The organism is Sedimenticola hydrogenitrophicus, from assembly GCF_025175675.1.
In the GTDB taxonomy this organism is placed as follows: Bacteria; Pseudomonadota; Gammaproteobacteria; order Chromatiales; family Chromatiaceae; genus Sedimenticola; species Sedimenticola hydrogenitrophicus.
Genome location: NZ_JANIOA010000010.1, coordinates 33,952 through 56,983 on the forward strand (window position 1 = coordinate 33,952; position 23,032 = coordinate 56,983).

A 23,032-nucleotide genomic window follows, 5' to 3' on the forward strand; every position below is an offset into this window, starting at 1 on the left:
CCTACCCCCCCAGAAACAGCCGTTCCACCTCGGGGTTTTTCAACAACTCGTCGCCGCGACCGGCCAGCGCCACCTGACCGGAGACCAGCACGTATCCGATGTCGGCAAACTCCAGACCCTTGGTGGCGTTCTGCTCCACCAATACGATGGTTTTGCCATCCTGATGCTGCAGGTCGTCGAGGATCCCGAACACCATGTCGATATAGCGGGGTTCGAGTCCGATGGACGGCTCGTCCACCAGCAGCGCTTCGGGCTGCATGATCAAGGCGCGCGAGATCTCCAGCAGCCGCCGCTCGCCGCCGGACAGCACCCCGGCCCGTTGCTGTCGCCGCTCCGCCAGGCGGGGATATTTATCCAGTACCCGTTCGGTGGCCTCACGCACCGCCTGGCGGTCGTTCAACAGGTAGCCTCCCATGTTCAGATTTTCCTCCACCGTCATGTCGGGGAAGACCGAGTTGTCCTGCAGGATATAGGCGATGCGGGCGTGGCGCAGTTTATCCTTTGGGCTGAGATGGGTGATCTCGGTGTCGCCCATGTAAATGCGTCCGCCACGGATATTGGTGAAGCCGTAGACTGTATGCAACACGGTGGATTTGCCCGCGCCATTGGGGCCGATCAGGCAGAGCGATTGACCCTGGCCCACATAGAGATCGATCCGGTGCAGGATCTCCATGCGCCCATAGCCGGCCGTCAGCGACTCGATGCGCAACCGGGGTGCCCCGTCGGCCAATGCCATCATCGCCTCACGCTTCGGCCCCCGAGCGGCGATGCGCCCGGCTGCACGTGCCACCTCATCGACCGACAACGCGCTCTCCACGCGACCCAGTGCGGCGTCGGTTTTTACCCGATTCCCGCTCATTGGACCCCCAGATAGGCGTCAATGACCCGTTGGTCGGTACGGATCTGCTCCGGGGTTCCCGAGGCCAGCAGCCGGCCGCGGGACAGGCAATGCAGCTCCTGGGCCAGATTCATGATCACGCTCATATTGTGTTCGATCACCAGGAGAGTGATGCCGAGGCGTTCGTTGACCCGCTGCAGCCGCTCGATGATGCCGTTGATCAGGGTGGGATTGATTCCCGCGGTGGGCTCGTCGAGCAGCAACAGTTTGGGTTCATTCATCAACGCCATGGCAAACTCCAGCAGCTTCTGCTGGCCGAATGAAAGATCCCCCGCCAGCAGGTGGCGCTTACTGTAGAGGCCGGCAAACTCCAGCAGCGCCTCGGCCTTGTCCCGGTCTTCGCGCGGACAGTGCGCCAGCATATGCCACAGCCCCTGATGGCTATGCGGGGTGCTGATGAGCATGTTCTGCACACAATCCATGAGGCCGTAGATGCGGGTCTGCTGGAAGGTGCGCAACAACCCGAGACGGGCGATCTGCGGCACCCGCAGCCGGGTGATCTCCCGCTCTTCAAAGCGGATCGATCCGGCATCGATGGGATAGTAACCAACGATGGCGTTGAACAGCGTGGTCTTGCCCGAACCGTTGGGACCGATCAGCCCGATGATGCCGCCTTCGGGTACGCTCAGGCTGATCGCCTCATTGGCCACGATACCGCCGAAGCGTTTGCTGACCCCCTGTACCTCAAGCAGGGTGGTCATCGGGTCTCCTCGCCACCCTGGCGGTCGGTATCCACATGCTGGCCGAACCGCTGGGGCCAGGTTTCACGCACCCAACCCAGGATCCCCTGGGGGAAGAACACCACGATCAACACGATGAGGGCGCCCAGGGCCACCCGCTGCCAGCCGAACAGGAAATTCCAGAACAGCTCCTGGGTGAGGTGAAACACGGCGGCGCCCAGCACCGGGCCCCAGATGGTGCCCTTGCCCCCCAGGATGGCCATGAGGATCATCCAGACACCGAAGGTGGCGCCGGAGAAGGCCACGTCGCGCGGATCAATAAAGCCGATCAGGTTGCCCACGGCGCCGCCTGTCAGGGCGAGAAAAAAGGCCGCTACGCACCAGGCCACCGTCTTGTAGCGCGTGGTGTGCAGCCCCATCGCCTCCGCCTTGTCCTCGTCGTCGCGGATGGCGTTGATAGCCAGTCCGAAGCGGCCCTGGTACAAGCGGCGCAAGGTGAAGAAGCCCGTGCCGGTAATGGTCAGCGACAGGAAATAGTAAAACAGGTCGCGCTCGCCGATCCCGCCCGGATATTGCGGCGTGACCATGCCCGAGCCGGCCCCGAGATACTCCCAGCCACCGGCAATCTCGCCGGCCGCCACCCCAAGCCCCAGGGTGCAGATGGCGAAGTAGTGGCCGCGCATGCCCAGTACCCCCGCACCCAGCAGCGCCGAGACCGCGGTGCTGAGCAGGGCCGCGCACAGCAGGCCCAGAGCGAGGGCGGTGAAATAGTCCAGCCCGGAATCGCGTTGAACGACGGCGCAGGCGTAAGCACCAATGCCGAAGAACAAAACGTTGCCAAAAGAGTTGTAGCCCATTTGCCCGCCCAGCAGGTCCCAGGTTAGGGCAAACACCACCATCACCCAGAGGAAGGTGAACTGGGTGATGAAATTGGGCAGCAGCCAGGGGATGAGCAGGGCTGCTACACCGATCCCGGTTATCAACAGGTATTCGTAGACCGGCGCGCGGTTCATTTCAGGTACTGCCGCTTGCGGCCCAACAGGAGGTTGCGGGCCAGCAGAATGACGACCAGCAGTGTGAACACGAAGGCGGCCTGGTACTCCACCCCCAACACAAACCCGGCAAAGTTTTCCGCGGCGCCGAGCCCCAGGCCGGCAGCGATAACCCCCAACAGATTCCCCAGCCCGGCCACCACCACGATCATGAAGGAGCGAATGGTGTAGACCAGGCCGAAATAGGGATGAATGATCCAGGTCATCGCCACCAGGGCACCGGCGGCTCCACAGATGGCGGCATTCAGGGCGAAGGTGGTGGCATAGACCCGGTCGGTGTCGATGCCCATGATGCGCGCCGCGCGGGCGTTCTGCGCAGTCGCCCGGATGGCCTGTCCCAGACGTGACTTTTTCAGAAACAGCCACAACGCACCGCCGGTCAGCACCGCGATCAGGGCCGCGGCCAGCTTGATGTTGGCGATGGTGACCATGCCGTCGAACAGGAAACTGGTCCCCAGTTCGCCCTCGGCCGTGCGCACGTCGGCACCGAACATCTGGTTGGCCAGTTGCTGCAGCAGGATGCTGATGCCGAAGGTAGCCAGCAGCGAGATGAACAGGTCGCGGTCGACAATGCGAAAGATCACCAGCCGATAGATCAGCCAGCCGAGCAGATACAGCAACAAGGCCGCCAGCGGCACGCCCAGCATGGGATGGATCCCGGCCTCGGCCAACAGCACCGCGACAAAGCCACCCAGCATGACGTACTCGCCCTGGGACACGTTGATGATATTCATCACCCCCCAGACCAGGGCCATACCGTAGGCCGCGAGGGCAAAAATGGCACCCGCCAGCAGGCCATCCAGCAGGAGTTGCACCAGCAGGATGGGTGCGTCAACCAGAATGGTGATGTTGTCCATGGCAGGCTCCCGATGATAACCGGGGCATCGACCGATGCCCCGGTGTTGTTAACTGGTCCCCGCCTCAGGGCTGACGCTGCGCCCAGGGCGGCGTCGGGTGGCGCAGCTCGGACGAGGCCCACTTGGTGGGCGCCACCACCTTGTATTCGCCATCCTGTACCTGATACAACACCATCGGCTTGGCAATGTTCTTGCCGCTATCGTCAAAGTCGATATGGCCGTAGAAGGTCTCACGGTCGGTGGTGGCGAGGGCGTCGCGCACCTTCTCCTTGTCGATCGAGCCGGCACGCTGAAAGGCATCCACAAAGGTCAGTACCGTGGCGGTGCTCTCGGCGGCCTGGTAGGGCGGTGCGTAGTTATAGGTGGTTTCAAACAGCTGGGCGTACTCCTCGGCGGTGCCGAACCATTCGTCTTTATAACTTAGGGTTCGGTCCCACTGGGAGGCACACAACGCGTACTCGGCGGTCTTGCCAAATTTGTCGATCACCTGGGCCGAGTCGCAGTGGGTCAGGGCCAGCATCGGCACATCAATTTTCATCTCAGACACTTGGCGAATGGCCAATGCCGCCCCCTTGGCATGCCCCGAGACCACCAGCAGGTCGGGTTTGAGGGCGCGCACCTTGGTCAGCGAGGTCGACATGTCGTTGATCTCCGGGGGGAGCTTGTCGTCGATCACCATCTTCATGCCGTGGCGTTTGGCATCGTCCAGCACTCCTGCGCGTACATCCTGCGAGAAGGGGTCGTTTTCAAACACGCCGGCGATGCGCACACTGGACGGTTCCTTGCCCATGGCGGACGCACGTTCCGCGGCCAGATCGACTGCCGATTGAAGGTATTGCTCGGAGGTGGAGAGGACCGCGAACAGATAGCGGTAGCCCTGATCGAACAGGGCGCGCGAGGCGCCGTTGCCCTCCACCATGGGCACCCGGTACTTCTCGGTGACCGGTGCGATCGCCTTGGTGAGCCCGGAGCTGTAGGGCCCCAGGATGAAATTCACCTTGTCCTGGTTGACCAGCCGTTCGATCAACTGGGTGCCGCGCGCCGGGGTGGACTCATCATCGTAATAGATGATCTTCAATTCATAGGTGTTGTCGCCCACCTTGATACCGCCGGTCTCGTTGATCCGTGCAACGGCCAGATCGTAGCCGTTCTTGGTGTGCATGCCGTTGGTGGAGTATTTGCCGGTAAAAGAGACGGCGGCACCCAGGGTAATCGTCTCCGCGGCATATACGCCGGTAGTTGCCAGGGCAGACCATGCCAGGGTGAATGCGCATAGCGTCGGCAGGATTTTAGTCGTCCTGAACATCGTCGCGTCCTCCTTTTGGTAGGGAAGTCCGGGGTTGGCCGGTATACGTGGGACAGCGTTTTGGAAAGGTCACTGGCGCGTCCGTCCCGAAGCAGGAGATGAAACATCGGCCGAATCCGGCCGATTGAGTCATTATTCTCATAGTAGAACAGCCGGCTGGGAACGCAAGCGCGTGCCGGCGGCCAGCCAATCGTTCACAGCGTCAACTGGCAGGAGGTGGACCGGCCAGGCCTGCCCGGATCACCCTGATGCATTCCGTCCCCGCAAGTGATACTTTATGTCGCCATTATCGGGGGAGCGGACATGAAGTTTGATATCAGTGAGCAGGAGAGCAGTCGGGCCAAGGTGCCTCATGAGATTTTTCTCACCAATCTGGTGGGCAACCATATTCTCTGGTTTATCGCCTCGCTGGGGCTGGTCCGTTCCTACTGGCAGCCGCTCGCCCTGGTGCCCCTGGTCTCCATTCTGCTGCTCGGCTATACCCTGTGGCGGGCGAAACGGGCCAAAACCGTCGACTCCTGGTATGTGATGTGCCACTGGCAGCTGTGTGCCGCACGCAGCCGGGTCTTTATCCTGACCTTGAGCGTGTTCGGTTTTATCGCCTTTCTCGGCTGGGTGGGATTCACCTATTTGGGGATGAAACAGGTGGCGGTGATGGCGCTGATCGGCGGGGTCGGGGTGCTCCCGGTGATGGTCACCGTGCTGATACTGATCCTGATGGAATCCGATGCCCTGCATCAGGCGGCGCTGCACAAGCTGCCGAAACGGATGATCGAACAATATCCGAATCCGGATATCGAGGTGCTGGAGGAGTAGGAGCGGCTCGGCCGTGAAATCGTGTTCGCCGGATCAGGGGTTGGTGTGAGGGACGAACCCCGACATCATGGTTGGACGGAATTACCTTGGGGTTCGCAAGCTCACCCCAACCTACCAACTGCCGGCCCTATGACATCAGCCGTGTCGCGCTCCACAGGGTATAGACTCCGAACAACATCACCGTCACGCCAGCCACCTTGCGTGCCGTTTGCGAGCGGGCAAGTCGTGCGGCGGCACCGGCCATCAACCCGATCGCCAGCAGGTTGGGCAGGGTGCCGAGGGCGAAGGCGAACATCAGCGCGGCGCCCTGCAGCGCGCCACCCGATGACACCGCATTGATCAGCATGGTGTAGACCAGGCCGCACGGCAACCAGCCCCAAAGCATGCCGATGGCCAGCGCCTGGGCCGGGGATTGCACTGGCATCAGCTTGCGTCCAATCGGTTCAATGCGCCGCCACAACAGACCGCCCACCCGTTCCACCCGGTTCAACACCATCCACCAGCCGGCCAGATAGAGCCCCAGCAGGACCATGAACAGGCCTGCCAGCAGCAGCAGTGCCTGCTGTGCCGCCTGGATCGGCATCAGCTCCGCCAGCAGCAGGCCGAGTCCGCCCATGATGGCGCCGGCGGTCACATAGCTGAGCAGGCGGCCCAGGTTGTAGGAGAGCTGGAACGGCAGCTGTGTGGCGAGAGAGCGGCGATCGGTCTCAGGCAGGCCGAAGGTGAGGGCGCCGACGATGCCGCCGCACATGCCGATGCAGTGGACACCGCCGAGCAGGCCGACGATAAAGGCGCTGAAGTAGGGGAGCAGAGATTCCATGGGGAAGCAAGGATATCAGACCGGACGTCTCATTGCGTGGTGATTCTGATCAGATCCTTCGCCATGCCCTCGACCTCGTGGGGGGCGCTGAACAGCGCCTGGAACTCTCCCCGGGGATTGGTCAGGATGATGGCGGTGGAGTGGTCCATGAGATAACCCATGGCGCTGTTTTCCGTATCCACGCGGGCATGCAGTACGCCCAGTTGCCGGGTCAGTTTATCCAGTTCCCGCCGCTCGCCGGTGACGCCGAGAAATGCCGGGTCGAAATAGGTCACGTAATCGGCCAGCACCTGTGGTGTATCCCGCTCCGGATCGATGGTGACAAAGGCGGTTTTGATCGGCATGTCGGGCGACGCCTGTCTCAGGCGGTCAGCCAGCCGGGCCAGCAGGGCGAGGGTGGTGGGACAGACGTCGGGACAACGGGTGTAGCCGAACGAGAGCAGGTGCCAGGCCCCTTTGATCGACTCCTGGGAGAACTCGCCGCCGCCATGGGTGGTCAGGCGGAAGGGGGCGAGTGGCCGGGGGGCTGGAATCAGCGTGCCGCTGGTCAGCTGTGGCACTGCCGTTCCGTCCATTGGTTGCTCCGCCTGTCTGAGGAGCAGACCGGCGCTCAGCCCGACGACCATCAAAATGAGGGCGAGCGGGATCAGCCAGGGTCGTTTCGGGTTATTGCCGGTGGTCGGTTGCATGGTTGTTCCTATGTAACTATTCACGGGGTGATTAGCCTGCCTTGCCGGCCTCACACGATGGCTTGTTTCCTCGAATCCGGCCCCATTTTCAGCGCCTGCCCAAACTCGCTTCGCTCAGACAAGGGCAGGCTTGAATCTGAAAACGGGGCCGGATTAGAGGCGCCATCAAGATCGGCCAACAAGTCAGGCCAATCAATTGCAGACCGGTTGAGTAGTTATATTCCTATATCACTCAATCCTATAGGCGCGTTTCAGCTGCCAGTTCAGGGTCAGCAGGGTCAGTAGCAGCAGGACGGCGACCCCATTATGGGCCACCGCCACCGGCAGTGGCAGATGGCCCAGCACGTTGGTGATTCCCAGCCCCAGTTGCAGCAGCAACAGCAGGCCGATGGCCCAGGCCAGTCGCTGGGTGATGGCTGCCCGCCCGGTCCGGTAGAGCAGCACCGCCAGCAGCAGCAGATAGAGGGCGGTCACCAGCGCACCCACGCGGTGGACCAGGTGAATGGCGGTGCGTGCCTCGGCGCTGAGGATACCGTATTCGTAATTGATGCCGGTGCCGTGCCACAGGGTGAAGGCCTGGGCGAAATCCATGCCCGGCCACCAGAGGCCGGAGTGGCAGGTGGGGAACTCGCTGCAGCCGATGGCCGCGTAGTTGGTGCTGGTCCAGCCACCCAGGGTGATCTGCAGCAGCAGTATTACCAGGCCGATCCTGGCCAACAGCAGCAGCCGGCCGGGGCGGTGGATGACATAGCGGTTCATCCCCGGGCCGTACAGGCGCAGGGTCAGGATCCAGAGCAGGGCGGCGGTGATAAATCCCCCCAAAAGATGGGAGGTGACGATGGCCGGCTTAACCAGTAGAGTAACCGTCCACATGCCGAGGGCGGCCTGCAGGGCGACGATCAGCACCAGCAGCCAGGGCAGCAGGCGGGGGTGTTCGGAGGGCTTTCCACGGCCCAGGGAGCGTAGCGCCAGGAACAGAATCGCCAGTCCCAGGGTGCCGGCCAGGTAGCGATGGGCCATCTCCTTCCACGCCTTGTGCACCTCGACCGGCCGGCCGGGGTAGGCGCTGTTGGCGGAGCTGATCTGCGGTTCGCTGGTGGGTGCAATCAGGTTACCATAGCAGCCCGGCCAGTCGGGGCAACCAAGCCCCGCATCGGAGAGCCGGACATAGGCGCCCAGCACGATCACCAGTAGCGCCAGCAGGGTGACGGCGAGGGCATAGCGGGCGTGTGTCAGTGACGGGTTGTGCATGGCCATTTTGGTGAATCAGCGCCTTTTCCGAAGATTATTTATATAGATCAAAGAGGTGGGAGACAAGTGCTTGAATCCTTGAGTCAGACACGACAGCGGGAAGCGCGGCGCTGGCTGCAGCTGGGGGTGCTGGCGCTGGCCATTGCCGGTCTGTTCGCCATCTTGCTGGTGCTCTCCCGCTCCCCCGGCATGGAGCGCTTTTTTCCCTGGATCGATTTCTTCCACACCGCGCTGGTGGTGCATGTGGATCAGTCGGTATTGATCTGGTCGCTGGCCCTGGCCGGGGTCATCTGGTCCCTGGCCGGGGTGCCGGAGCCGCGGCCGGGGATAACCCGGGTCGCTGTCGGTCTCACCCTGGCCGGTACGCTCGCCATCGCGTTTGCGGCCTTCAGCGGCGAGGGGGCGCCGCTGATGAACAACTATGTCCCGGTACTGCAGCGGCCGCTGTTCTTTACCGGCCTGGGCCTGGTGGGGGGCGGTGTGCTGCTGCGTCTGGGGTTGCTGCTGATGAGGATCCGTCCGGCGGATTTCAGCGCCGATCAGACCGGTCTGGTGAACGTGGCCGCCCTCACCGTGGCGGTGGCCTGCGCCATGGCGGCGGCGGTGTTGTTCTACACCTGGCTGCACATGCCGGCCGGGCTGGATGGCGTCGCCTATTACGAGTACCTGTTCTGGGGGGCGGGGCATGTGCTGCAGTTCGCCTATACCCAGATGCTGCTGCTGGCCTGGCTGCTGTTGCTCAGTGCCGGCGGTGTGCGCCTCGCGGTATCGCCGCGGCTGATCAACGGCCTGCTGCTGCTGGGGCTGCTGCCGGTGCTTTGGACCTTTGTCATCTACCTGAATCATGCGCCGGTCTCTGCCGGGATGCGCATCGCCTTTACCCGTCTGATGCAGTATGGCGGTGGTATTCCGGCCATCCCGGTTGGTCTGCTGGTGCTTTATGCGTTGTTTAAAAACCGTCGGGTGGAGAGTGCGGCGGAGCGCCCGTTGCGCCTGGCGCTCTGGTTCTCGCTGCTGCTGTTTGCCTCCGGCGGCTTGCTGGCGATGCTGATCCGTGGCGTCAATACGGTGATCCCGGCCCATTATCATGGCTCCATCGTGGGTGTGACCCTGGCCCTGATGGGCTTTGCCTATCTGCTGCTCCCGGCGCTGGGTTATGCCCGGGTGGAGGGGCGGCTGGCCACGGTGCAACCGATCGTCTACGGGGTGGGGCAGATACTGCATATCACCGGTCTGGCATTTTCCGGGTTTCTCGGCATCCAGCGCAAGACCGCCGGAGCCGCCCAGGGGCTGGAGAGCATCCAGGCGAAGCTGGCCATGGGCGTCATGGGCATCGGTGGCCTGCTGGCGGTGATCGGCGGCATTCTGTTCGTCTGGATCATGCTGCGGGCCTTCTGGCGGGGCCCGGTCGCGCACGCGGCCGACCGGGCAGGCCTCGAGCCACTGTGATTCGCTAACCGAGTTCCGGCATCAGCAGGACCAGGTAGTGGTCCGCCAGCAGCAGTGTGAACAGCAGGCTCAGGTAGACAATGGAGTAGCCGAAGGTCTTCATGGCATGCCGGTTGTCGTCACTGCGCCAGAGCACGCAGGCGTGGTAGACGAATCCCACCCCGAGGATGAAGGCACCGACCAGGTAGAGATAGCCGCTCATGTGGATCACGAACGGCATCAGGGAGACCGCCAGCAGCATCAGGCTGTAGAGCAGGATCTGCTGCTTGGTGAAGGCCACGCCGTGGGTCACCGGCAGCATCGGGATGCTGGCGCGGGCGTACTCCTTGCGACGGTGGATGGCCAGTGGCCAGAAGTGCGGCGGCGTCCAGACAAACACGATCAACAGCAACAGGAACGCCTCCAGGGGAACGTTGTTGGTGATGGCGCACCAGCCGAGCAGCGGCGGCGCGGCGCCGGCCAGTCCGCCCCAGACGATGTTCTGCGGTGTGGTGCGTTTCAGGTAGAGGGTGTAGATGAAGGCATAGCCGATCAGCGCCAGGAAGGTGAGGCCGGCGGTCAGCAGATTCACCTGGGTCACCAGCAGCAGCATGGAGACCACGCCCAGCAGCAGCGCGAAGCTGGCGGCATGCGGGGTGTCCATGCGCCCGCTGGGGATGGGGCGTCGGCTGGTCCGCTCCATCAGGGCGTCGATACGCTGGTCCAGGATGTGATTGATCACCGCGCCGCAGGCGGCGGCCAGGGAGATGCCCGCCAGACCGAACAGCAGCGGCTGCAGCGGTATCGCCCCGGGGGTCGACAGCAGCATCCCCACCAGGGCGGTAAAGGCGATCAACAGGACGACCTTGGGTTTGGTCATCTCATAATAACGACGCCAGGTGATGGCGCCCTGATTGAGGATTGTGAGTTCACCCGTGGCCATTGTTTACTCCTGTGGTCCAGTTGCTTGATGCCTTGAGCAGCGTCTCAAGATCTTTAAGGATGTCCTTCTTCGGGCTGCTCGCGCTGTAGCCCATCATCAACATGCCGCGCGGATCCGCCAGGTAGATGGCATTGTCGTGATCGGTTCCGCTCACCGCAAACAAGCGGTCGAATTGCGTCTGTTGATCCGTGGGCAGGTACAGTACCTGTGCCCCCTCGGCGAACCCGCTCGCCTCGCCCATCGCCCCGTCGGCCGTGGGCGATTCCTGGATCAGCAGCCGTTCGACCCGGAGCCGCTCCGCGCCGAGCGCGCGTCTGATCTGCCGCAGCGCCAGCAGTTGTTGTCGACAGCCGTTGTCACAGGTGCCGCTGTTGCGGGATATCAGTATCCATTTGCCCGACAGCGTATCCCAGTCAAACGGCTGTTGCCGGTCATCCTTCAGTCTCAGCGACTGCAGCGGTCGGGGGGGCGATACCAGGGTGCCGTGGTTTTTCTGTTTCTCCGGCAGCCACTGTGGATTCATGATGTAGAGCCAGCCGGCCGTGGGCGGCAGGCCGAACAGCAGAACCAGCAGCAGCAACGGTAGATAGGACCGGCCGGTGGTGACGGATGGCATCAGCAGTTCTCCTCCGCAGTTACCAGAGAGGATAGCCGCGTCAGCGAAAGTCTCAACCAGAGTGCCAGTGAGAGCAGGCCGAAAGCGAACCACTGGATTGCATATCCGAGGTGCATCCCCTCGCCGGGCCGGGCCGTGGCCCAGGCGCGCACGAAGCCGTGCGGGGAGTCGGGAGACTGCAGAATAATAAATGGAAAAATATCAAACCCGGTCCAGACCCGATAGTTTTCCAGGGTCAGAAAGGGCCAGAGAGTGGAGGCGTGCGGATCGAAGGCAAGTTCGATTGCCGGGGCCGAGGGTATGCTGGTTTCACCGGTCAGGGTGATGTTCCCGGTTGGCGTTTCGATCCTGGGCGGGCGGTTGTTCACCGCCGCCACCCAGCCCCGGTTGACCAGCAGATGCCGGTCACTGCCGAGCAGGCGCAACGGCGTGATGACATGAAATCCCGGTTTGCCGAGATGCTTGCGATTGCTGATCAGCAGCTGTCCGGCCGGGACAAAGTGGCCGCTGACCGAAAGCGTGCGGTACTCCAGCGCTTCGGCCGTCGCCGGTTCTTTGGGGATTGCCAGGGGTGGGAGCTTGCGCCGGGTTTCCATGGTATCGGCAGTGGTGCGTTTCTGTTGGGCGCGATCCAGTTGCCAGAAACCGAGTCCGACGAACAGCGGCAGCAGCACCAACAGCAAAAGCAGTGTGGGCATCGGATGTGGCTGAAATCGCAATGTCGGTATCTGCATGGCGGTCTATAGTATGGGGATGGGTGTAGCGTGGCTGTCCCGTGCCCCGGTTGTAATTCGGCAATCGGAGAGATCCAGGGGATTTATCCGATAGCCTCTTTTGAAATAGTGGCCTTTAAAATAGTGGCACAAATTGGTGAAATTGCTCCTGTTTTAAAGATCCGCGCCGGCTGATCAGCCGACGGCGGCAAACCCCTGTGTGGATATAGACCCGAAGCTAATGCTTGCCCGGTTGATGATTCCCACGGGAGAAGAGAGGACGTCATGGATATTATTTTCAAGTTGCCGATCATTCTGGTGCTCGTCTTTATACTGTTTTCACTCTTCCAGGGGATGTATTACCTGGCCAAGGATGATGGAAAAAACGACAAGACCCGGGTAGTGAAGGCGCTGACCGTTCGTATCGTCCTCTCGTTTGTGCTCTTCTCCCTGCTCCTGCTCGGCTATTTCACCGGCATGTTGCAGCCGCACGGGGTGTAGCATGTTGTGCCCGCCGCCAGGCTCTACGGCGCCCACGGGGCGCCCTATGACCGGTTTTCGGGGTAGGATGCCGGTGAGCTTGCGAACCGCATCATTGGCTGGCCGCTGGACCGATGCGGTTCGTTTTACTCACCGCATCCTACGGCTTGTAGTTTTGCGGGCGAATAAGCCGGCAGGCGCATGCCATCCCCAGGTACGTAAACGATACATCCTTGTACCACGCCTTATCCTTCAAAAGTACTTTATCAAATTGAAGTGGTACTAGAACCAGTAGACAAAGATAAACAGACCCAACCAGACCACGTCCACGAAATGCCAGTACCAGGCCACCGCCTCGAAGGCGAAGTGGTTGTGGGCGCTGAAATGGCCCTTCAGGCTGCGCCCGAGGATGGCCATCAACATGATCGCGCCCATGGTGACGTGGAAACCGTGGAAGCCGGTTAGCATGTAGAAGGTGGAGCCATAGACGCCCGACTCCAGGGTCAGGTTCAACGCCCCGTAGGCGTGAAAATATTCATACGCCTGAAAGACCACGAACAGCAGTCCGAGGGCGATGGTGGCCATCAGGCCGCGTACCAGGGTCTTCTGGTCGTCCTGTTTCAGCCCCCAGTGCGCCCAGGTGATGGTGGCGCCGCTGGAGAGCAGCAGCAGGGTATTCAGGGCCGGGATGCCCCAGGCGCCCATGGGGGTGAAAGTGCCCCCCAATGCCCCCGGTCCGTGACTCGGCCAGGCCGGATTGAACTGGCTGTAGAGAATCTCCCGGGTGGCGCCCAGATAGCCGTCGCCGCCGAGCCAGGGCAGGGCGACGTTGCGGATGTAGAACAGGGCGCCGAAAAAGGCGAGGAAGAAGAACACCTCGGAGGCGATGAACCAGAACATGCCCATGCGGAAGGAGCGGTCCACCTGCCGGTTGTAGCGGTCGGCCAGGTTCTCGGCAATCACGTCACGGAACCAGCCGAACAGCAGGTAGGCAAACAGCAGCAGGCCGCCGATGACGATATATCTCCCCACCGCCACCCCGTTCATCGTCAGTGCCGCGCCGATCAGCGTGGTCAACAGCGAGACCATGCCGACGATGGGCCAGGGACTGGGTTCAGGGATGAAGTAGGCTGTCTGTTGCTCTGTCGATGACATGGTCTCAATCCTGATGTGGTGTTAGGGGATCAGCCCTTCTCATGCCTGGCTGATTCAGGTGCTGATACAGGTGCTGGGGTTTCCGGTTTCATGAGGCTGTAGGAGAGCGTTAAGGAGCGGATATCCGGCGGCAGATCGGGGGAGATCATAAAACGCAACGGCATCTCGACTGACGCGCCGCCCGCCAGGGTCTGCCGGTTGAAGCAGAAGCACTCCAGCTTGTTCAGGAACGCGGTCGCCTGCCAGGGTGCCACACTGGGGATGGCCTGACCGGTAACCGATGCACTGCTGCGATTGCGGGCGGCAAAGTTGACTTGATAAAGCTTGCCGGGATGTACCTGCAGATTGCGCTCCAGCGGCTGGAAATCCCAGGGCAGGTTGGGGTGTACCGAGGTATCGAACTTGATGGTGATCAGGCGCGAATCCGCGCGGCCTGGCAGCGGCTCGGCCACCGCCTCACCGGCGCTGCGCAGGCTGACGGACTGGATGCCGGTCACCTGGCAGAGCAGGTCATAGAGCGGTACCAGGGCAAAACCGAAGCCGAACATGCCAAGCACCAGCAGCGACAGCAGCCAGACGGTGCGTCGTTTGTTGCGTGCCTGGGCCTCGGGGTTCATTTCGCCGCCTCTCCCAATATCTGAAAAATATTCTGCCAGAACGGGAACGAGGTGATCAGCACCAGCAGGGCGAAGCCAGACAGGATCAGTGCCAGGCGGATATTTTTCCGTCGCAGTTGCGGGTCGTGCGGATTCATGCGGACTGCTCCTGGCGGATCGGCGGCGGTGTCTCCCAGGTGTGGAAGGGCGGCGGCGAGGCGACTTCCCACTCCAGACCACGCGCGCCTTCCCAGACCCGGCTGGGGGCCGGCTCTCCACCGCGGATGGTCTTGATGACGATGTAGAGCAGCAGCAGATGACTGAAGCCGAAGATCATCGCGCCAATGCTGGAGATGACATTGAACTCGGTGAACATGACGTTGTAGTCGATAATCCGCCGTGGCATGCCGGCCAGGCCGAGAAAATGCTGGGGGAAGAAGGTGAGATTGAAACCGGTGACGTTGATCCAGAAAAAGATTTTACCCAGCCGTTCGTCATACATGTGGCCGGTCCACTTGGGCAGCCAGTAGAACACCCCGGCGAACAGCCCGAACACGGCGCCGGGCATCAGTACATAATGGAAATGGGCCACCACGAACATGCTGTCGTGGTACTGCATGTCGGCCGGCACCACCGCCAGCATCACGCCACTGAGACCGCCAAAGGTAAACATCAGGATAATGGCCACGGCAAATAGCATCGGCGTCTCGAAGCTCATGGCGCCGCGCCACATGGTGGCGATGAAGTTGAAGATCATCAGGCCGACCGGAATGGAGATGATAATGGTGCCGATCATGAAATAACTGACCGCACCCAGGGACATGCCGATGGTGTACTGGTGATGGGCCCACACCACCATGCCGATGGTGCCGACCGCGATCATGGCGCCGACCATCGACTTGTAGCCGAACAGCGGTTTGCGCGCGAACGTGGGGATCACGTGGGAGAGTACGCCGATGGAGGGCAGCAGCAGCACGTAAACCTCGGGATGGCCAAAGAACCAGAACAGGTGCTGGAACAGCACCGGATCGCCGCCGCCGGCGGCATCGAAGAAACTGGTACCGAAGTGGCGGTCGAACAACAGCATGGTGACGCCGCCGGCCAAAACCGGGACCACCAGGATCAGCAGGAAGGCGGTGACCAGCCAGGTCCAGCAGAAGATCGGCATTTTCATCAGGGTCATGCCGGGGGCGCGCATGTTGAGCAGGGTGACGATGATGTTGATCGACGCCAGCACCGAGGAGATGCCCAGCAGGTGGATGGCGAAGATCAGGAAGTCCATGGACATGCCGACCTGGATGGAGAGCGGGGGATAGAGGGTCCAGCCGGTATTGATCTGGCTGCCGCCGCCGGGGAAGAAGGGGACCACGAACGAGAGGATCAGCATGGTGCCGGCCGCCGGCAGAATCCAGAAGCTGAGATTGTTCATGCGCGGCAGCGCCATGTCCGGGGCGCCGATCATCAGCGGGATCATCCAGTTGGCCAGCCCCGCGGCGGCCGGCATCACCGAGCCGAAGATCATCAGCAGGGCGTGGTTGGTCACCAGGTTGTTGTAGAGGTCGGGATCCAGCAACTGGATGCCGGGCTGAAACAGTTCGGCGCGGATCAGCATGGCGCTGGCGCCGCCCATGAACAGCATCGCCAGGGCGAACAGCAGGTAGAGGGTGCCGATATCCTTGTGGTTGGTGCTGAACAGCCAGCGCCGCCATCCCGTCGGGTTGGCGTGATGGTGGGGGACGTCATGCAGGGTGCTGGTATGGCTCATGTTCCTCTACTCCTTCAGCGGGCCAGGGCGACGTCGGTGGGCTGTACCGTATCCCCGGTCCTGTTGTCCCAGGCGTTGCGCTCGTAGGTGATGATGGCGGCGATCTCCAGATCGTTCAGCGACCCCCAGGCCTGCATCGCGGTCCCCGGTTTGCCGTTGATCACCAAGTTGAAGTGCGCCTCGATCGGACCATTGACGATGGCGGATCCGTTCAGGGGCGGGAAGGCCGGCGGCAGACCCTGGCCGGTCAGTTGATGGCAGGCGGCGCATTTGGTTTCGTAGAGTGTCTTGCCCTTGGCCATCAGCTCCTCACGGCTCCAGGTTTTGGTCGCGGCCGCCTCGGCCGCGGCGGCCACTTTGATCGCCTGTTGATCCGCTACCCAGGCCTGGAATTTTTCCTCTGAGATCGATTCCACCACCAACGGCATGCGCGAGTGCCAGGTGCCGCACAGTTCCGCGCACTGGCCGCGGAACACCCCCTCGCGATTGAGTTCGGACCAGGTCTCGGTAACATACCCGGGGATCGCGTCCTTCTTGAACGCCAGTTCCGGCACCCAGAAGGCGTGCAACACGTCGGCCGAGGTATGCAGGAAACGGATCTTGGTGTTGGTCGGCAGTACCAGGCGGTTATCCACCTCCCGGAGATAGAGATCGCCGGCCTGCTCTTGGGGGGTGTAGCGGCTCTCCACCTTGATGCCGTAATCGAGATAATCGAACTCCCACCACCACTGATGACCGGTCACCTTCACGTCCATCAGCTTTTCACCCTTCGGCACGTCCCAGACCTTTTTCAGTACCGCGTCGGCATTGCTGGCGATGGTCAGATCCACCCCCAGCACCAGCGCCGGCACGATGACCCAGGACCAATTGCCGAACCAGGTGTTGTGGAATTGCTGATCCGCCGGATAGCCACGGCTTTTTCGATGGAAATAGAGCGAGTAGATGACGATGGAGAAGACCACGAGCAGCAGAAAGGTTGCGATCTGCATGGTCAGCATATGGATGTCGTAGATCTCCTGGGCGACATCCGCGGCCGGTGGAGGGAAGTTTATGCCGTACTCTGCCTGGGTTGAATGCGTAACGCTCAGCCCGGCGACCAATCCGGTGATTAGCGGAATGAGTCCGCTAACTGTGGTAAATCTCCTGCACATAACTACTCTTCCCCTCTTGATCACACGCGAATGACTACGGGTCAGATATTAAGCTGCATATCCTGATTGATTGTTGGTTTGTCCCAGGGTCCGTTATTGTTAATTTGGATGTTACGCCAGTGCCCTCTGAGGCAGGTGGTATGTCCCGTCTCCAGTGGGTGCTGAATAGTTACAGTTGTATCCGAGATCCGGGATATCAGGTCACTGTTTATGCCTGAACTTAATTATTTGTGCGCCCAGTATCCGGTCTGCGTACGCTATTGGCAACCCCACGGGAATCAGGGAAAACGGGCTGGTGGTCGGTCTTGGCGGCAATCCGAGTTGCCGGACGGTTATCCGGTGTCGTCGCACCATTACCCTGTCCCGAGTAGTTTTAAAGTCAGTATGGTTCATTCGTTGCAAAAGGCAACATGCCCCCGGTGGCGGAACAACGGGCGCATAGCGGAGCTGATCCGCTAATACCACTCATTTTATGGGCTTGAAGATTGGCGGGGCGCTGATTATAAGTTGAAAGACGGCGATACCCATCAGGCCGGCGCATGGACAGTGATCACGTCTCCCGGGACGCGATCCGGCCGACAACACCCCCGTTCGGCCCCGGTCGACGCGGTTGCACAAACAGCAGGAGGTTGAAATGACGCACCATCAGCACACCGCGCTCGACCATACAGATCTGCCCATCAGTCTACCGCGGATCAATTACCTAACCCTGGACCATCCGTGGCGCTGGATAGCCGCGGGATGGCATGACCTCAAGGCGGCGCCCGCTATCAGCCTCTCCTACGGCGCCGTTTTTGTACTGTCGAGTTTTCTGCTGACGGGGGTCCTGATCTCCCTCGGCATGGTCTTTTTCATCCCGGCGCTGGTGGCCGGTTTCTTCCTGATTTCACCACTGCTGGCCATCGGACTGTATGACGTCAGCCGCTCACTCGCCCGCGGCAAGACGCCGACATTTCGCGGGAGTCTGCTCTCCTGGCAACGGGCGCCATTCAATCTTCTTGCCATGGGGCTGGTGCTGATGCTGGCCTACCTCATCTGGATGATGCTGGCCAACATGGTGTTTGCGATATTCTATTCCGGCATCACGCCCGATTTTGATTCCGCGCTCAATGTGCTGTTCCTGTCGGGGGCCAGTCCCACGTTCATGGCCGCGGGCATACTCAGCGGCGGGGTGATCGCCTTTGCCGTGTTCTGCATCAGCGTCATCTCGGTGCCCATGATCCTGGACCGGGATGCCGATGTGATGAGCGCGGTGATCAGCAGTGTCCGTTGCGTGCTGAACAATCCAAAACCGCTGCTGCTCTGGGCCGCCCTGATCGTCATGTTCGTGGGCCTGGGCCTGGCGACGATGTTTATCGGACTGGTGCTGTTCATGCCGCTGATCGGTCACGCCAGCTGGCACGCCTACCACGACCTGGTGCGAGTGCAAACCGAATCGAACTAACCCCTGCCATGCCGGGGCTGCCTCGCGTGCCCCGGCCTGTGTGCCCCCACCTCCCGGTTCCGCCCAACCCCCGAATCTGCATGGAAAAACGGAACCGTCCTGCCGCGGCCCGACCGGTGGTCCGATATGGCCTGAAGGGGTGGGATATCCTATACTACGCTGCTTTGCCACTGCCGGATGTCGACCGAATCGCCCAGGTGGCGTGGTCCGTCACCGCGTCGGATCGCTGTTCCGGTAGTGAAGTATATTTTTCAGGCGCTAAGCACGGCAGACCAAGGTATCCCAATGATCAAGATTAATGAAAACTATCAGAAGCTGCAGGCTTCCTATCTTTTTTCGAATATTGCCAAGCGCGTTAATGCCTTTCAGCAAGCCAATCCGGACAAATCGCTGATCAAGCTGGGTATCGGCGATGTCACCCGGGCGCTGCCGGATGCCTGCGTCAAGGCCTTTCACCTGGCGGTGGACGAGATGGCCCAGGATACGACCTTCCGTGGTTACGGTCCGGAGCAGGGGTACGATTTTCTGCGCGAGGCGATTGCCAAAAACGATTTTCAGGCGCGTGGTGCGCGGGTCGAGGCCGATGAGGTGTTTGTCAGTGACGGCGCCAAGTGCGACAGCGGCAATTTTCAGGAGATCTTCTCCACCGATATCATTGTAGCCATCCCGGATCCGGTCTACCCGGTCTATGTGGATACCAATGTGATGGCCGGACGCAGTGGTGCCTGGAATGCCGAACAGGGGCGCTATGAAGGCCTGGTCTATCTGGACGGCAACCGCGACAACGGCTTCATCCCGGATCTGCCGGACCGGCCGGTCGATCTGATCTATCTCTGCTTTCCCAACAACCCGGCCGGCTCCACCGCGACCCGGGAACAGCTGAAACAGTGGGTGGATTATGCCAGGGCCAACAAGTCACTGATCCTGTTTGATGCCGCCTACGAGGCGTTTGTGCAGGATGAGACTCTGCCCCGTTCCATCTACGAGGTCGAAGGTGCCCGCGAGGTGGCGATCGAGTTCCGCAGCTTCTCCAAGACCGCCGGTTTCACCGGCACCCGCTGTGCCTACACGGTGGTGCCGAAGGAGTGCATGGCCTACACCGAGGCGGGTGAGCCGGTCTCCGTGCATGCCCTGTGGAACCGCCGTCACACCACCAAGTTCAACAGTGTCTCCTATCCGGTACAGCGCGCCGCCGAGGCGGTCTACAGCGCCGAGGGGCAGGCGCAGGTGAAGGAGCTGGTCGGCTACTATCTGAACAATGCAAAATACATCCGCGAAAAGATGGAGGCGCTCGGCTACGACTGTATCGGCGGGGTCAACTCCCCTTACATCTGGATCGACAGCAAATGCGACTCCTGGGAGTTTTTCGATCGCCTGTTGAACGAGGCGGCGGTGGTCTGTACCCCGGGTGCCGGGTTCGGCAAGTGCGGCGAAGGCTATATCCGCATCAGCGCGTTCAACAGCTTTGACAAGGTGGTCGAGGCGATGGAACGGATCGGCTGCATTCTCTAGATCCGGCAGTCAATGTTTATTATTCAATCCTGGCCCCGTCCGGCCTGACCGGCGGGGCCGACAGCAGCGAGTTTTCGGAAACCGACCATGCCCATTTCCAGTGATTTTGCACAGCGCCTCTACCCGCAGCTCGATAATATTGCGGAACACTTCGGCACCCCGTTCCATCTCTATGACGAACAGGGTATCCGCGACACCGGCGAGACGCTGAACCGACTCTTTTCCGGGATCGAGGGATTCAAGGAGTATTTCGCCGTCAAGGCACTGCCCAATCCGCGCATCCTCGAAATCATGCGCTCCCTCGGTTTCGGTTTCGACTGCAGCTCGACCGCCGAACTGCAGCTCAGCCGGGCCACCGGGGCGCGCGGCGAGGAGATCATGTTCACCTCCAACAATACCAGTCAGACCGATTTCCAGGCCGCGGCGGCGGATGGCGGCTGCGTGTTGAACCTGGATGACATCAGCCTGGTGGACAAGGTGCCGGAGATGCCGGAGCTGATCTGTTTCCGCTACAACCCGGGTGCGCGGCGTAGCGGCAACAGCATTATCGGCACCCCGGCGGAGGCCAAGTACGGGGTCTCCCATGAACAGTTGCTGGTCGCCTACCGCAAGGCGCAGGCCCGTGGCGCAAAGCGCTTCGGACTGCACACCATGCTGGCCTCCAATGAGCTGAATTACAGCTATATGGTGGAGACCGCGCGGATGCTGCTGGAGACCGTGGAGTGGCTCTCCGCGGAACTGGGCATCCAGTTTGAATTCGTCAATATCGGTGGCGGACTGGGCATTCCCTATCGCCCCGAGGACCGGCCGTTGGACATCGAGGCCATGGCGAAAGAGATCACCGCGCTGTTCGACGCATTCAAACAGCGCCACGGCTACGCCCTGCGCATGTATGTGGAGAGCGGTCGTTATATCACCGGCCCCCACGGCGTACTGGTGACCCGGGCGATCAACCGCAAGGAGATCTACCGCACCTATGTCGGTGTCGATGCCTGCATGTCGGCACTGATGCGCCCCGGCATGTACGGCGCCTATCACCATATCACCGTGCCCGGCCGTTCCGGTGGGGATGAGGTGGTGGATGTGGCCGGCTCCCTGTGCGAGAACAACGACAAATTCGCCATTCAGCGCACCTTGCCGCGGATCAGCGACGGGGATCTCCTCTGCATCCATGACACCGGCGCCCACGGCCACGCCATGGGGTTCAACTACAACGGCAAGCCGCGACCCAAGGAGCTGCTGCTGCGTAGCGACGGGACGGTCGAGCTGATCCGCCGGGAGGAGACCCTGGAGGACCTGTTCGCCACGCTTCAATTTGAACCGGACAATTTTGCACCGGCTTCCTCATAACTGTCCCGGTGTTTGAGGATTTTTGCCGCGAATGAACGCGAATCATATTTGAATTGATCGAGAGGGGTTGTAGGGTGGATAAGCCCGAAGGGCGCATCCACCAGCAGCTGTTGCCCGGTGGATATGCTTCGCATATCCACCCTACGGCTTCATCCAGGGTAATTCACTGTCTCGAAGCCATCGTAGGGTGGGTTAGCGGCGCAAAAGCTCGATACTTCCAGGCCATGACAACATCCGAGCGCCGCGTAACCCACCGGGTTCCCGATCGGCAAACGGTGGGTTACGGCGCGCGCATGATGCAATGCAAACGGCGATCTCCTGTGCAAGGCGCGCCTAACCCACCCTACACTTTCAAAGCGCGATCCAGATCAGCACGCCGCCCAGCAGTAGTCGGTAGATGACGAACGGCAGCATGCCGATGCGGCCGATCAGGCGCAGGAAAAGTTGGATGCAGAGGTAGGCAGAGACAAAGGAGAGCAGGGCGCCGGATATCATCGCCTGCCAGTCGACCGGTGCCGGGTTGGTCGCCAGTTCGAATGTCACCAGACTGCCGGACATCAGGATGGTCGGGATCGACAGCAGAAAGGAGAAGCGCGCCGCCGCCTCCCGGGTCAGCCCCAGCATCATGCCGGCGGTCATGGTGATGCCCGACCGGGAGGTGCCGGGTATCAGTGCCAGCACCTGAAACAGGCCGATGGTCAGGGCGTCACGCCAGCCGGCCGAGTATTCATCGCGTGCCTGGACACCTTTATGGTCATACCAGAGCAGCAGCAGGGCAAACAGGATGGTGGTTGCCGCGATCACCCAGATCGAGCGCAGATCGTGTTCCACCAATGAGATAAACAGCTCCCCGGCAATCATGATCGGCAGGGTCGCCAGGATCAGCAGCCAGACCATGCGCGAGTTCGCCGTTCGGGGTCCGCCGCGGCGCAGGGAACGCAAAAAATCAGCCGCCATATTCAGCAGTTCCCGGCGGAAGAAGGTGGTTACCGCCAGCAGCGATCCCAGATGCACCGCCACGTCGAACGCCAGCCCCTGATCCTGATAACCGAGCAGCATCGGCGTGAGGATGAGATGGGCCGAGCTGGAGATGGGCAGGAACTCGGTCAGTCCCTGGACGATGGCGAGTATGAAGATCTGCAGGCTATCCATGGCAGTTGGCGCTTATTGGCGGATGGATCGGAATGGGTTTGCTCTCCAGCGGTTTCTCGGCCCGACCGGTGCAAGACGCGCTCGTTGATATAGCGAAGTCCGACAGGCTCCTGGATTGGCGGGTCATCATACCGTTTTGTCGGGACGAATTCATGTGACAATTCAAACATTGCGGCATTGGCCCGAACCGGGTTGCTGATCCTAACAGCCTGTGCATAAATAACTACTACCTCCTGCGGGTCTTTTCGTCCGCCTTCGGCGTTACGGCAAGAGTTACATAGAACGACCATGCGCACCTTGCCGTGCGACGTGAAGGGATTCACTAATGCCGCGGGGGCAGGGATGCCCGGGAGCGGCC

Annotated in this window: 23 protein-coding genes; 6 read left to right on the forward strand and 17 right to left on the reverse strand. The window is 61.3% G+C overall.

From position 1 onward, the window contains the following. Window position 1 precedes the first annotated feature (1 nt). From NPX02_RS07450 to NPX02_RS07470, 5 genes are all read right to left on the reverse strand, one after another. Window positions 2–859, reverse strand: coding sequence for an ABC transporter ATP-binding protein (locus NPX02_RS07450; RefSeq protein WP_335342530.1), 858 nt, complete (start codon window positions 857–859; stop codon window positions 2–4). Next, the gene (locus NPX02_RS07455; protein ID WP_260292855.1) at window positions 856–1,599 is read right to left on the reverse strand and encodes an ABC transporter ATP-binding protein; all 744 of its coding nucleotides are present in this window, start codon (window positions 1,597–1,599) and stop codon (window positions 856–858) included. The genes NPX02_RS07450 and NPX02_RS07455 overlap by 4 nt, the downstream gene beginning before the upstream one ends. Continuing rightward, window positions 1,596–2,591 (reverse strand): branched-chain amino acid ABC transporter permease, encoded by a 996-nt coding sequence (locus NPX02_RS07460; protein WP_260292856.1) that lies wholly within the window; start codon window positions 2,589–2,591, stop codon window positions 1,596–1,598. The genes NPX02_RS07455 and NPX02_RS07460 overlap by 4 nt, the downstream gene beginning before the upstream one ends. Then, on the reverse strand, window positions 2,588–3,487 hold the full coding sequence (locus NPX02_RS07465; protein ID WP_260292857.1) for a branched-chain amino acid ABC transporter permease: 900 nt from the start codon (window positions 3,485–3,487) through the stop codon (window positions 2,588–2,590). The genes NPX02_RS07460 and NPX02_RS07465 overlap by 4 nt, the downstream gene beginning before the upstream one ends. A gap of 64 nt (window positions 3,488–3,551) precedes the next feature. Continuing rightward, window positions 3,552–4,793, reverse strand: a complete 1,242-nt coding sequence (locus NPX02_RS07470; protein WP_260292858.1) for an amino acid ABC transporter substrate-binding protein — start codon at window positions 4,791–4,793, stop codon at window positions 3,552–3,554. Window positions 4,794–5,096: 303 nt separating this feature from the next. Here NPX02_RS07470 and NPX02_RS07475 point away from each other — a divergent pair, with 303 nt between their 5' ends. Next, window positions 5,097–5,609, forward strand: coding sequence for a hypothetical protein (locus NPX02_RS07475; protein ID WP_260292859.1), 513 nt, complete (start codon window positions 5,097–5,099; stop codon window positions 5,607–5,609). 127 nt (window positions 5,610–5,736) lie between these two features. On the opposite strand, the gene NPX02_RS07480 is transcribed toward NPX02_RS07475, so the two are convergent. From NPX02_RS07480 to NPX02_RS07490, 3 genes are all read right to left on the reverse strand, one after another. Next, window positions 5,737–6,429 (reverse strand): sulfite exporter TauE/SafE family protein, encoded by a 693-nt coding sequence (locus NPX02_RS07480; protein WP_260292860.1) that lies wholly within the window; start codon window positions 6,427–6,429, stop codon window positions 5,737–5,739. Window positions 6,430–6,458: 29 nt separating this feature from the next. Beyond that, window positions 6,459–7,118, reverse strand: a complete 660-nt coding sequence (locus tag NPX02_RS07485; RefSeq protein WP_260292861.1) for an SCO family protein — start codon at window positions 7,116–7,118, stop codon at window positions 6,459–6,461. 228 nt (window positions 7,119–7,346) lie between these two features. After that, window positions 7,347–8,375, reverse strand: coding sequence for a COX15/CtaA family protein (locus NPX02_RS07490; protein WP_260292863.1), 1,029 nt, complete (start codon window positions 8,373–8,375; stop codon window positions 7,347–7,349). A 72-nt stretch (window positions 8,376–8,447) separates the two neighbouring features. Here NPX02_RS07490 and NPX02_RS07495 point away from each other — a divergent pair, with 72 nt between their 5' ends. Beyond that, complete coding sequence (locus tag NPX02_RS07495; protein ID WP_260292865.1) at window positions 8,448–9,818, forward strand: cbb3-type cytochrome c oxidase subunit I; 1,371 nt, start codon at window positions 8,448–8,450, stop codon at window positions 9,816–9,818. 4 nt (window positions 9,819–9,822) lie between these two features. Here the strand turns inward: NPX02_RS07495 and cyoE are convergent, their stop codons facing one another. The 3 genes from cyoE to NPX02_RS07510 are packed head-to-tail and all read right to left on the reverse strand — an operon-like array spanning window position 9,823 to window position 12,054. Continuing rightward, entirely contained in the window at window positions 9,823–10,740 is a 918-nt protein-coding gene (gene cyoE / locus NPX02_RS07500; protein WP_260292867.1) for a heme o synthase, read from the reverse strand. Then, window positions 10,727–11,356 carry an SCO family protein gene (locus NPX02_RS07505; RefSeq protein WP_260292869.1) on the reverse strand — a complete coding sequence of 210 codons (630 nt, stop codon included), beginning with the start codon at window positions 11,354–11,356 and terminating at the stop codon, window positions 10,727–10,729. Before NPX02_RS07505 ends, cyoE begins: the two co-directional genes overlap by 14 nt. Beyond that, window positions 11,356–12,054: an SURF1 family protein gene (locus NPX02_RS07510; protein WP_260292870.1), complete on the reverse strand. Its 699-nt coding sequence runs from the start codon at window positions 12,052–12,054 to the stop codon at window positions 11,356–11,358. The genes NPX02_RS07505 and NPX02_RS07510 overlap by 1 nt, the downstream gene beginning before the upstream one ends. Before the next feature lie 300 nt (window positions 12,055–12,354). On the opposite strand from NPX02_RS07510, the gene NPX02_RS07515 reads away from it, so the two are divergent. Continuing rightward, a complete protein-coding gene (locus NPX02_RS07515; RefSeq protein ID WP_260292871.1) occupies window positions 12,355–12,570 on the forward strand; it encodes a twin transmembrane helix small protein in 216 nt (71 codons plus the stop codon). Window positions 12,571–12,831: 261 nt separating this feature from the next. On the opposite strand, the gene NPX02_RS07520 is transcribed toward NPX02_RS07515, so the two are convergent. From NPX02_RS07520 to coxB, 5 genes are read right to left on the reverse strand one after another with little or no spacing between them, the layout of a single operon-like run. Beyond that, window positions 12,832–13,704, reverse strand: coding sequence for a cytochrome c oxidase subunit 3 (locus tag NPX02_RS07520; RefSeq protein WP_260292872.1), 873 nt, complete (start codon window positions 13,702–13,704; stop codon window positions 12,832–12,834). Between the two features lie 29 nt (window positions 13,705–13,733). Further along, window positions 13,734–14,321: a cytochrome c oxidase assembly protein gene (locus NPX02_RS07525; protein ID WP_260292873.1), complete on the reverse strand. Its 588-nt coding sequence runs from the start codon at window positions 14,319–14,321 to the stop codon at window positions 13,734–13,736. Further along, window positions 14,318–14,458 carry a hypothetical protein gene (locus NPX02_RS07530; RefSeq protein ID WP_260292874.1) on the reverse strand — a complete coding sequence of 47 codons (141 nt, stop codon included), beginning with the start codon at window positions 14,456–14,458 and terminating at the stop codon, window positions 14,318–14,320. Before NPX02_RS07530 ends, NPX02_RS07525 begins: the two co-directional genes overlap by 4 nt. Continuing rightward, entirely contained in the window at window positions 14,455–16,065 is a 1,611-nt protein-coding gene (ctaD, locus tag NPX02_RS07535; RefSeq protein WP_260292875.1) for a cytochrome c oxidase subunit I, read from the reverse strand. Before ctaD ends, NPX02_RS07530 begins: the two co-directional genes overlap by 4 nt. 14 nt (window positions 16,066–16,079) lie before the next feature. Further along, window positions 16,080–17,216, reverse strand: coding sequence for a cytochrome c oxidase subunit II (gene coxB / locus NPX02_RS07540; RefSeq protein ID WP_260292876.1), 1,137 nt, complete (start codon window positions 17,214–17,216; stop codon window positions 16,080–16,082). 634 nt (window positions 17,217–17,850) lie between these two features. Between coxB and NPX02_RS07545 the strand changes: the two genes are divergently transcribed. The 3 genes from NPX02_RS07545 to lysA all read left to right on the forward strand — a co-directional run bounded on the left by NPX02_RS07545 (window position 17,851) and on the right by lysA (window position 21,522). After that, on the forward strand, window positions 17,851–18,660 hold the full coding sequence (locus tag NPX02_RS07545) for a DUF2189 domain-containing protein (protein ID WP_260292877.1): 810 nt from the start codon (window positions 17,851–17,853) through the stop codon (window positions 18,658–18,660). Between the two features lie 285 nt (window positions 18,661–18,945). Next, a complete protein-coding gene (locus NPX02_RS07550) occupies window positions 18,946–20,172 on the forward strand; it encodes an LL-diaminopimelate aminotransferase (RefSeq protein ID WP_260292880.1) in 1,227 nt (408 codons plus the stop codon). An 87-nt stretch (window positions 20,173–20,259) separates the two neighbouring features. Continuing rightward, window positions 20,260–21,522 (forward strand): diaminopimelate decarboxylase, encoded by a 1,263-nt coding sequence (gene lysA, locus NPX02_RS07555; protein ID WP_260292881.1) that lies wholly within the window; start codon window positions 20,260–20,262, stop codon window positions 21,520–21,522. Window positions 21,523–21,873: 351 nt separating this feature from the next. On the opposite strand, the gene NPX02_RS07560 is transcribed toward lysA, so the two are convergent. Next, entirely contained in the window at window positions 21,874–22,674 is an 801-nt protein-coding gene (locus NPX02_RS07560) for an undecaprenyl-diphosphate phosphatase (RefSeq protein ID WP_260292883.1), read from the reverse strand. Window positions 22,675–23,032: the final 358 nt, after the last annotated feature.

Excerpts from the sequence above, each read along its gene's own strand:
- NPX02_RS07450 (WP_335342530.1), bottom strand. The coding sequence starts at position 859 with ATGAGCGGGAATCGGGTAAAAACCGACGCCGCACTGGGTCGCGTGGAG.
- NPX02_RS07455 (WP_260292855.1), bottom strand. The coding sequence starts at position 1,599 with ATGACCACCCTGCTTGAGGTACAGGGGGTCAGCAAACGCTTCGGCGGT.
- NPX02_RS07460 (WP_260292856.1), bottom strand. The coding sequence starts at position 2,591 with ATGAACCGCGCGCCGGTCTACGAATACCTGTTGATAACCGGGATCGGT.
- NPX02_RS07465 (WP_260292857.1), bottom strand. The coding sequence starts at position 3,487 with ATGGACAACATCACCATTCTGGTTGACGCACCCATCCTGCTGGTGCAA.
- NPX02_RS07470 (WP_260292858.1), bottom strand. The coding sequence starts at position 4,793 with ATGTTCAGGACGACTAAAATCCTGCCGACGCTATGCGCATTCACCCTG.
- NPX02_RS07475 (WP_260292859.1), top strand. The coding sequence starts at position 5,097 with ATGAAGTTTGATATCAGTGAGCAGGAGAGCAGTCGGGCCAAGGTGCCT.
- NPX02_RS07480 (WP_260292860.1), bottom strand. The coding sequence starts at position 6,429 with ATGGAATCTCTGCTCCCCTACTTCAGCGCCTTTATCGTCGGCCTGCTC.
- NPX02_RS07485 (WP_260292861.1), bottom strand. The coding sequence starts at position 7,118 with ATGCAACCGACCACCGGCAATAACCCGAAACGACCCTGGCTGATCCCG.
- NPX02_RS07490 (WP_260292863.1), bottom strand. The coding sequence starts at position 8,375 with ATGGCCATGCACAACCCGTCACTGACACACGCCCGCTATGCCCTCGCC.
- cyoE (WP_260292867.1), bottom strand. The coding sequence starts at position 10,740 with ATGGCCACGGGTGAACTCACAATCCTCAATCAGGGCGCCATCACCTGG.
- NPX02_RS07505 (WP_260292869.1), bottom strand. The coding sequence starts at position 11,356 with ATGCCATCCGTCACCACCGGCCGGTCCTATCTACCGTTGCTGCTGCTG.
- NPX02_RS07510 (WP_260292870.1), bottom strand. The coding sequence starts at position 12,054 with ATGCCCACACTGCTTTTGCTGTTGGTGCTGCTGCCGCTGTTCGTCGGA.
- NPX02_RS07515 (WP_260292871.1), top strand. The coding sequence starts at position 12,355 with ATGGATATTATTTTCAAGTTGCCGATCATTCTGGTGCTCGTCTTTATA.
- NPX02_RS07520 (WP_260292872.1), bottom strand. The coding sequence starts at position 13,704 with ATGTCATCGACAGAGCAACAGACAGCCTACTTCATCCCTGAACCCAGT.
- NPX02_RS07525 (WP_260292873.1), bottom strand. The coding sequence starts at position 14,321 with ATGAACCCCGAGGCCCAGGCACGCAACAAACGACGCACCGTCTGGCTG.
- NPX02_RS07530 (WP_260292874.1), bottom strand. The coding sequence starts at position 14,458 with ATGAATCCGCACGACCCGCAACTGCGACGGAAAAATATCCGCCTGGCA.
- ctaD (WP_260292875.1), bottom strand. The coding sequence starts at position 16,065 with ATGAGCCATACCAGCACCCTGCATGACGTCCCCCACCATCACGCCAAC.
- coxB (WP_260292876.1), bottom strand. The coding sequence starts at position 17,216 with ATGTGCAGGAGATTTACCACAGTTAGCGGACTCATTCCGCTAATCACC.
- NPX02_RS07545 (WP_260292877.1), top strand. The coding sequence starts at position 17,851 with ATGACGCACCATCAGCACACCGCGCTCGACCATACAGATCTGCCCATC.
- NPX02_RS07550 (WP_260292880.1), top strand. The coding sequence starts at position 18,946 with ATGATCAAGATTAATGAAAACTATCAGAAGCTGCAGGCTTCCTATCTT.
- lysA (WP_260292881.1), top strand. The coding sequence starts at position 20,260 with ATGCCCATTTCCAGTGATTTTGCACAGCGCCTCTACCCGCAGCTCGAT.
- NPX02_RS07560 (WP_260292883.1), bottom strand. The coding sequence starts at position 22,674 with ATGGATAGCCTGCAGATCTTCATACTCGCCATCGTCCAGGGACTGACC.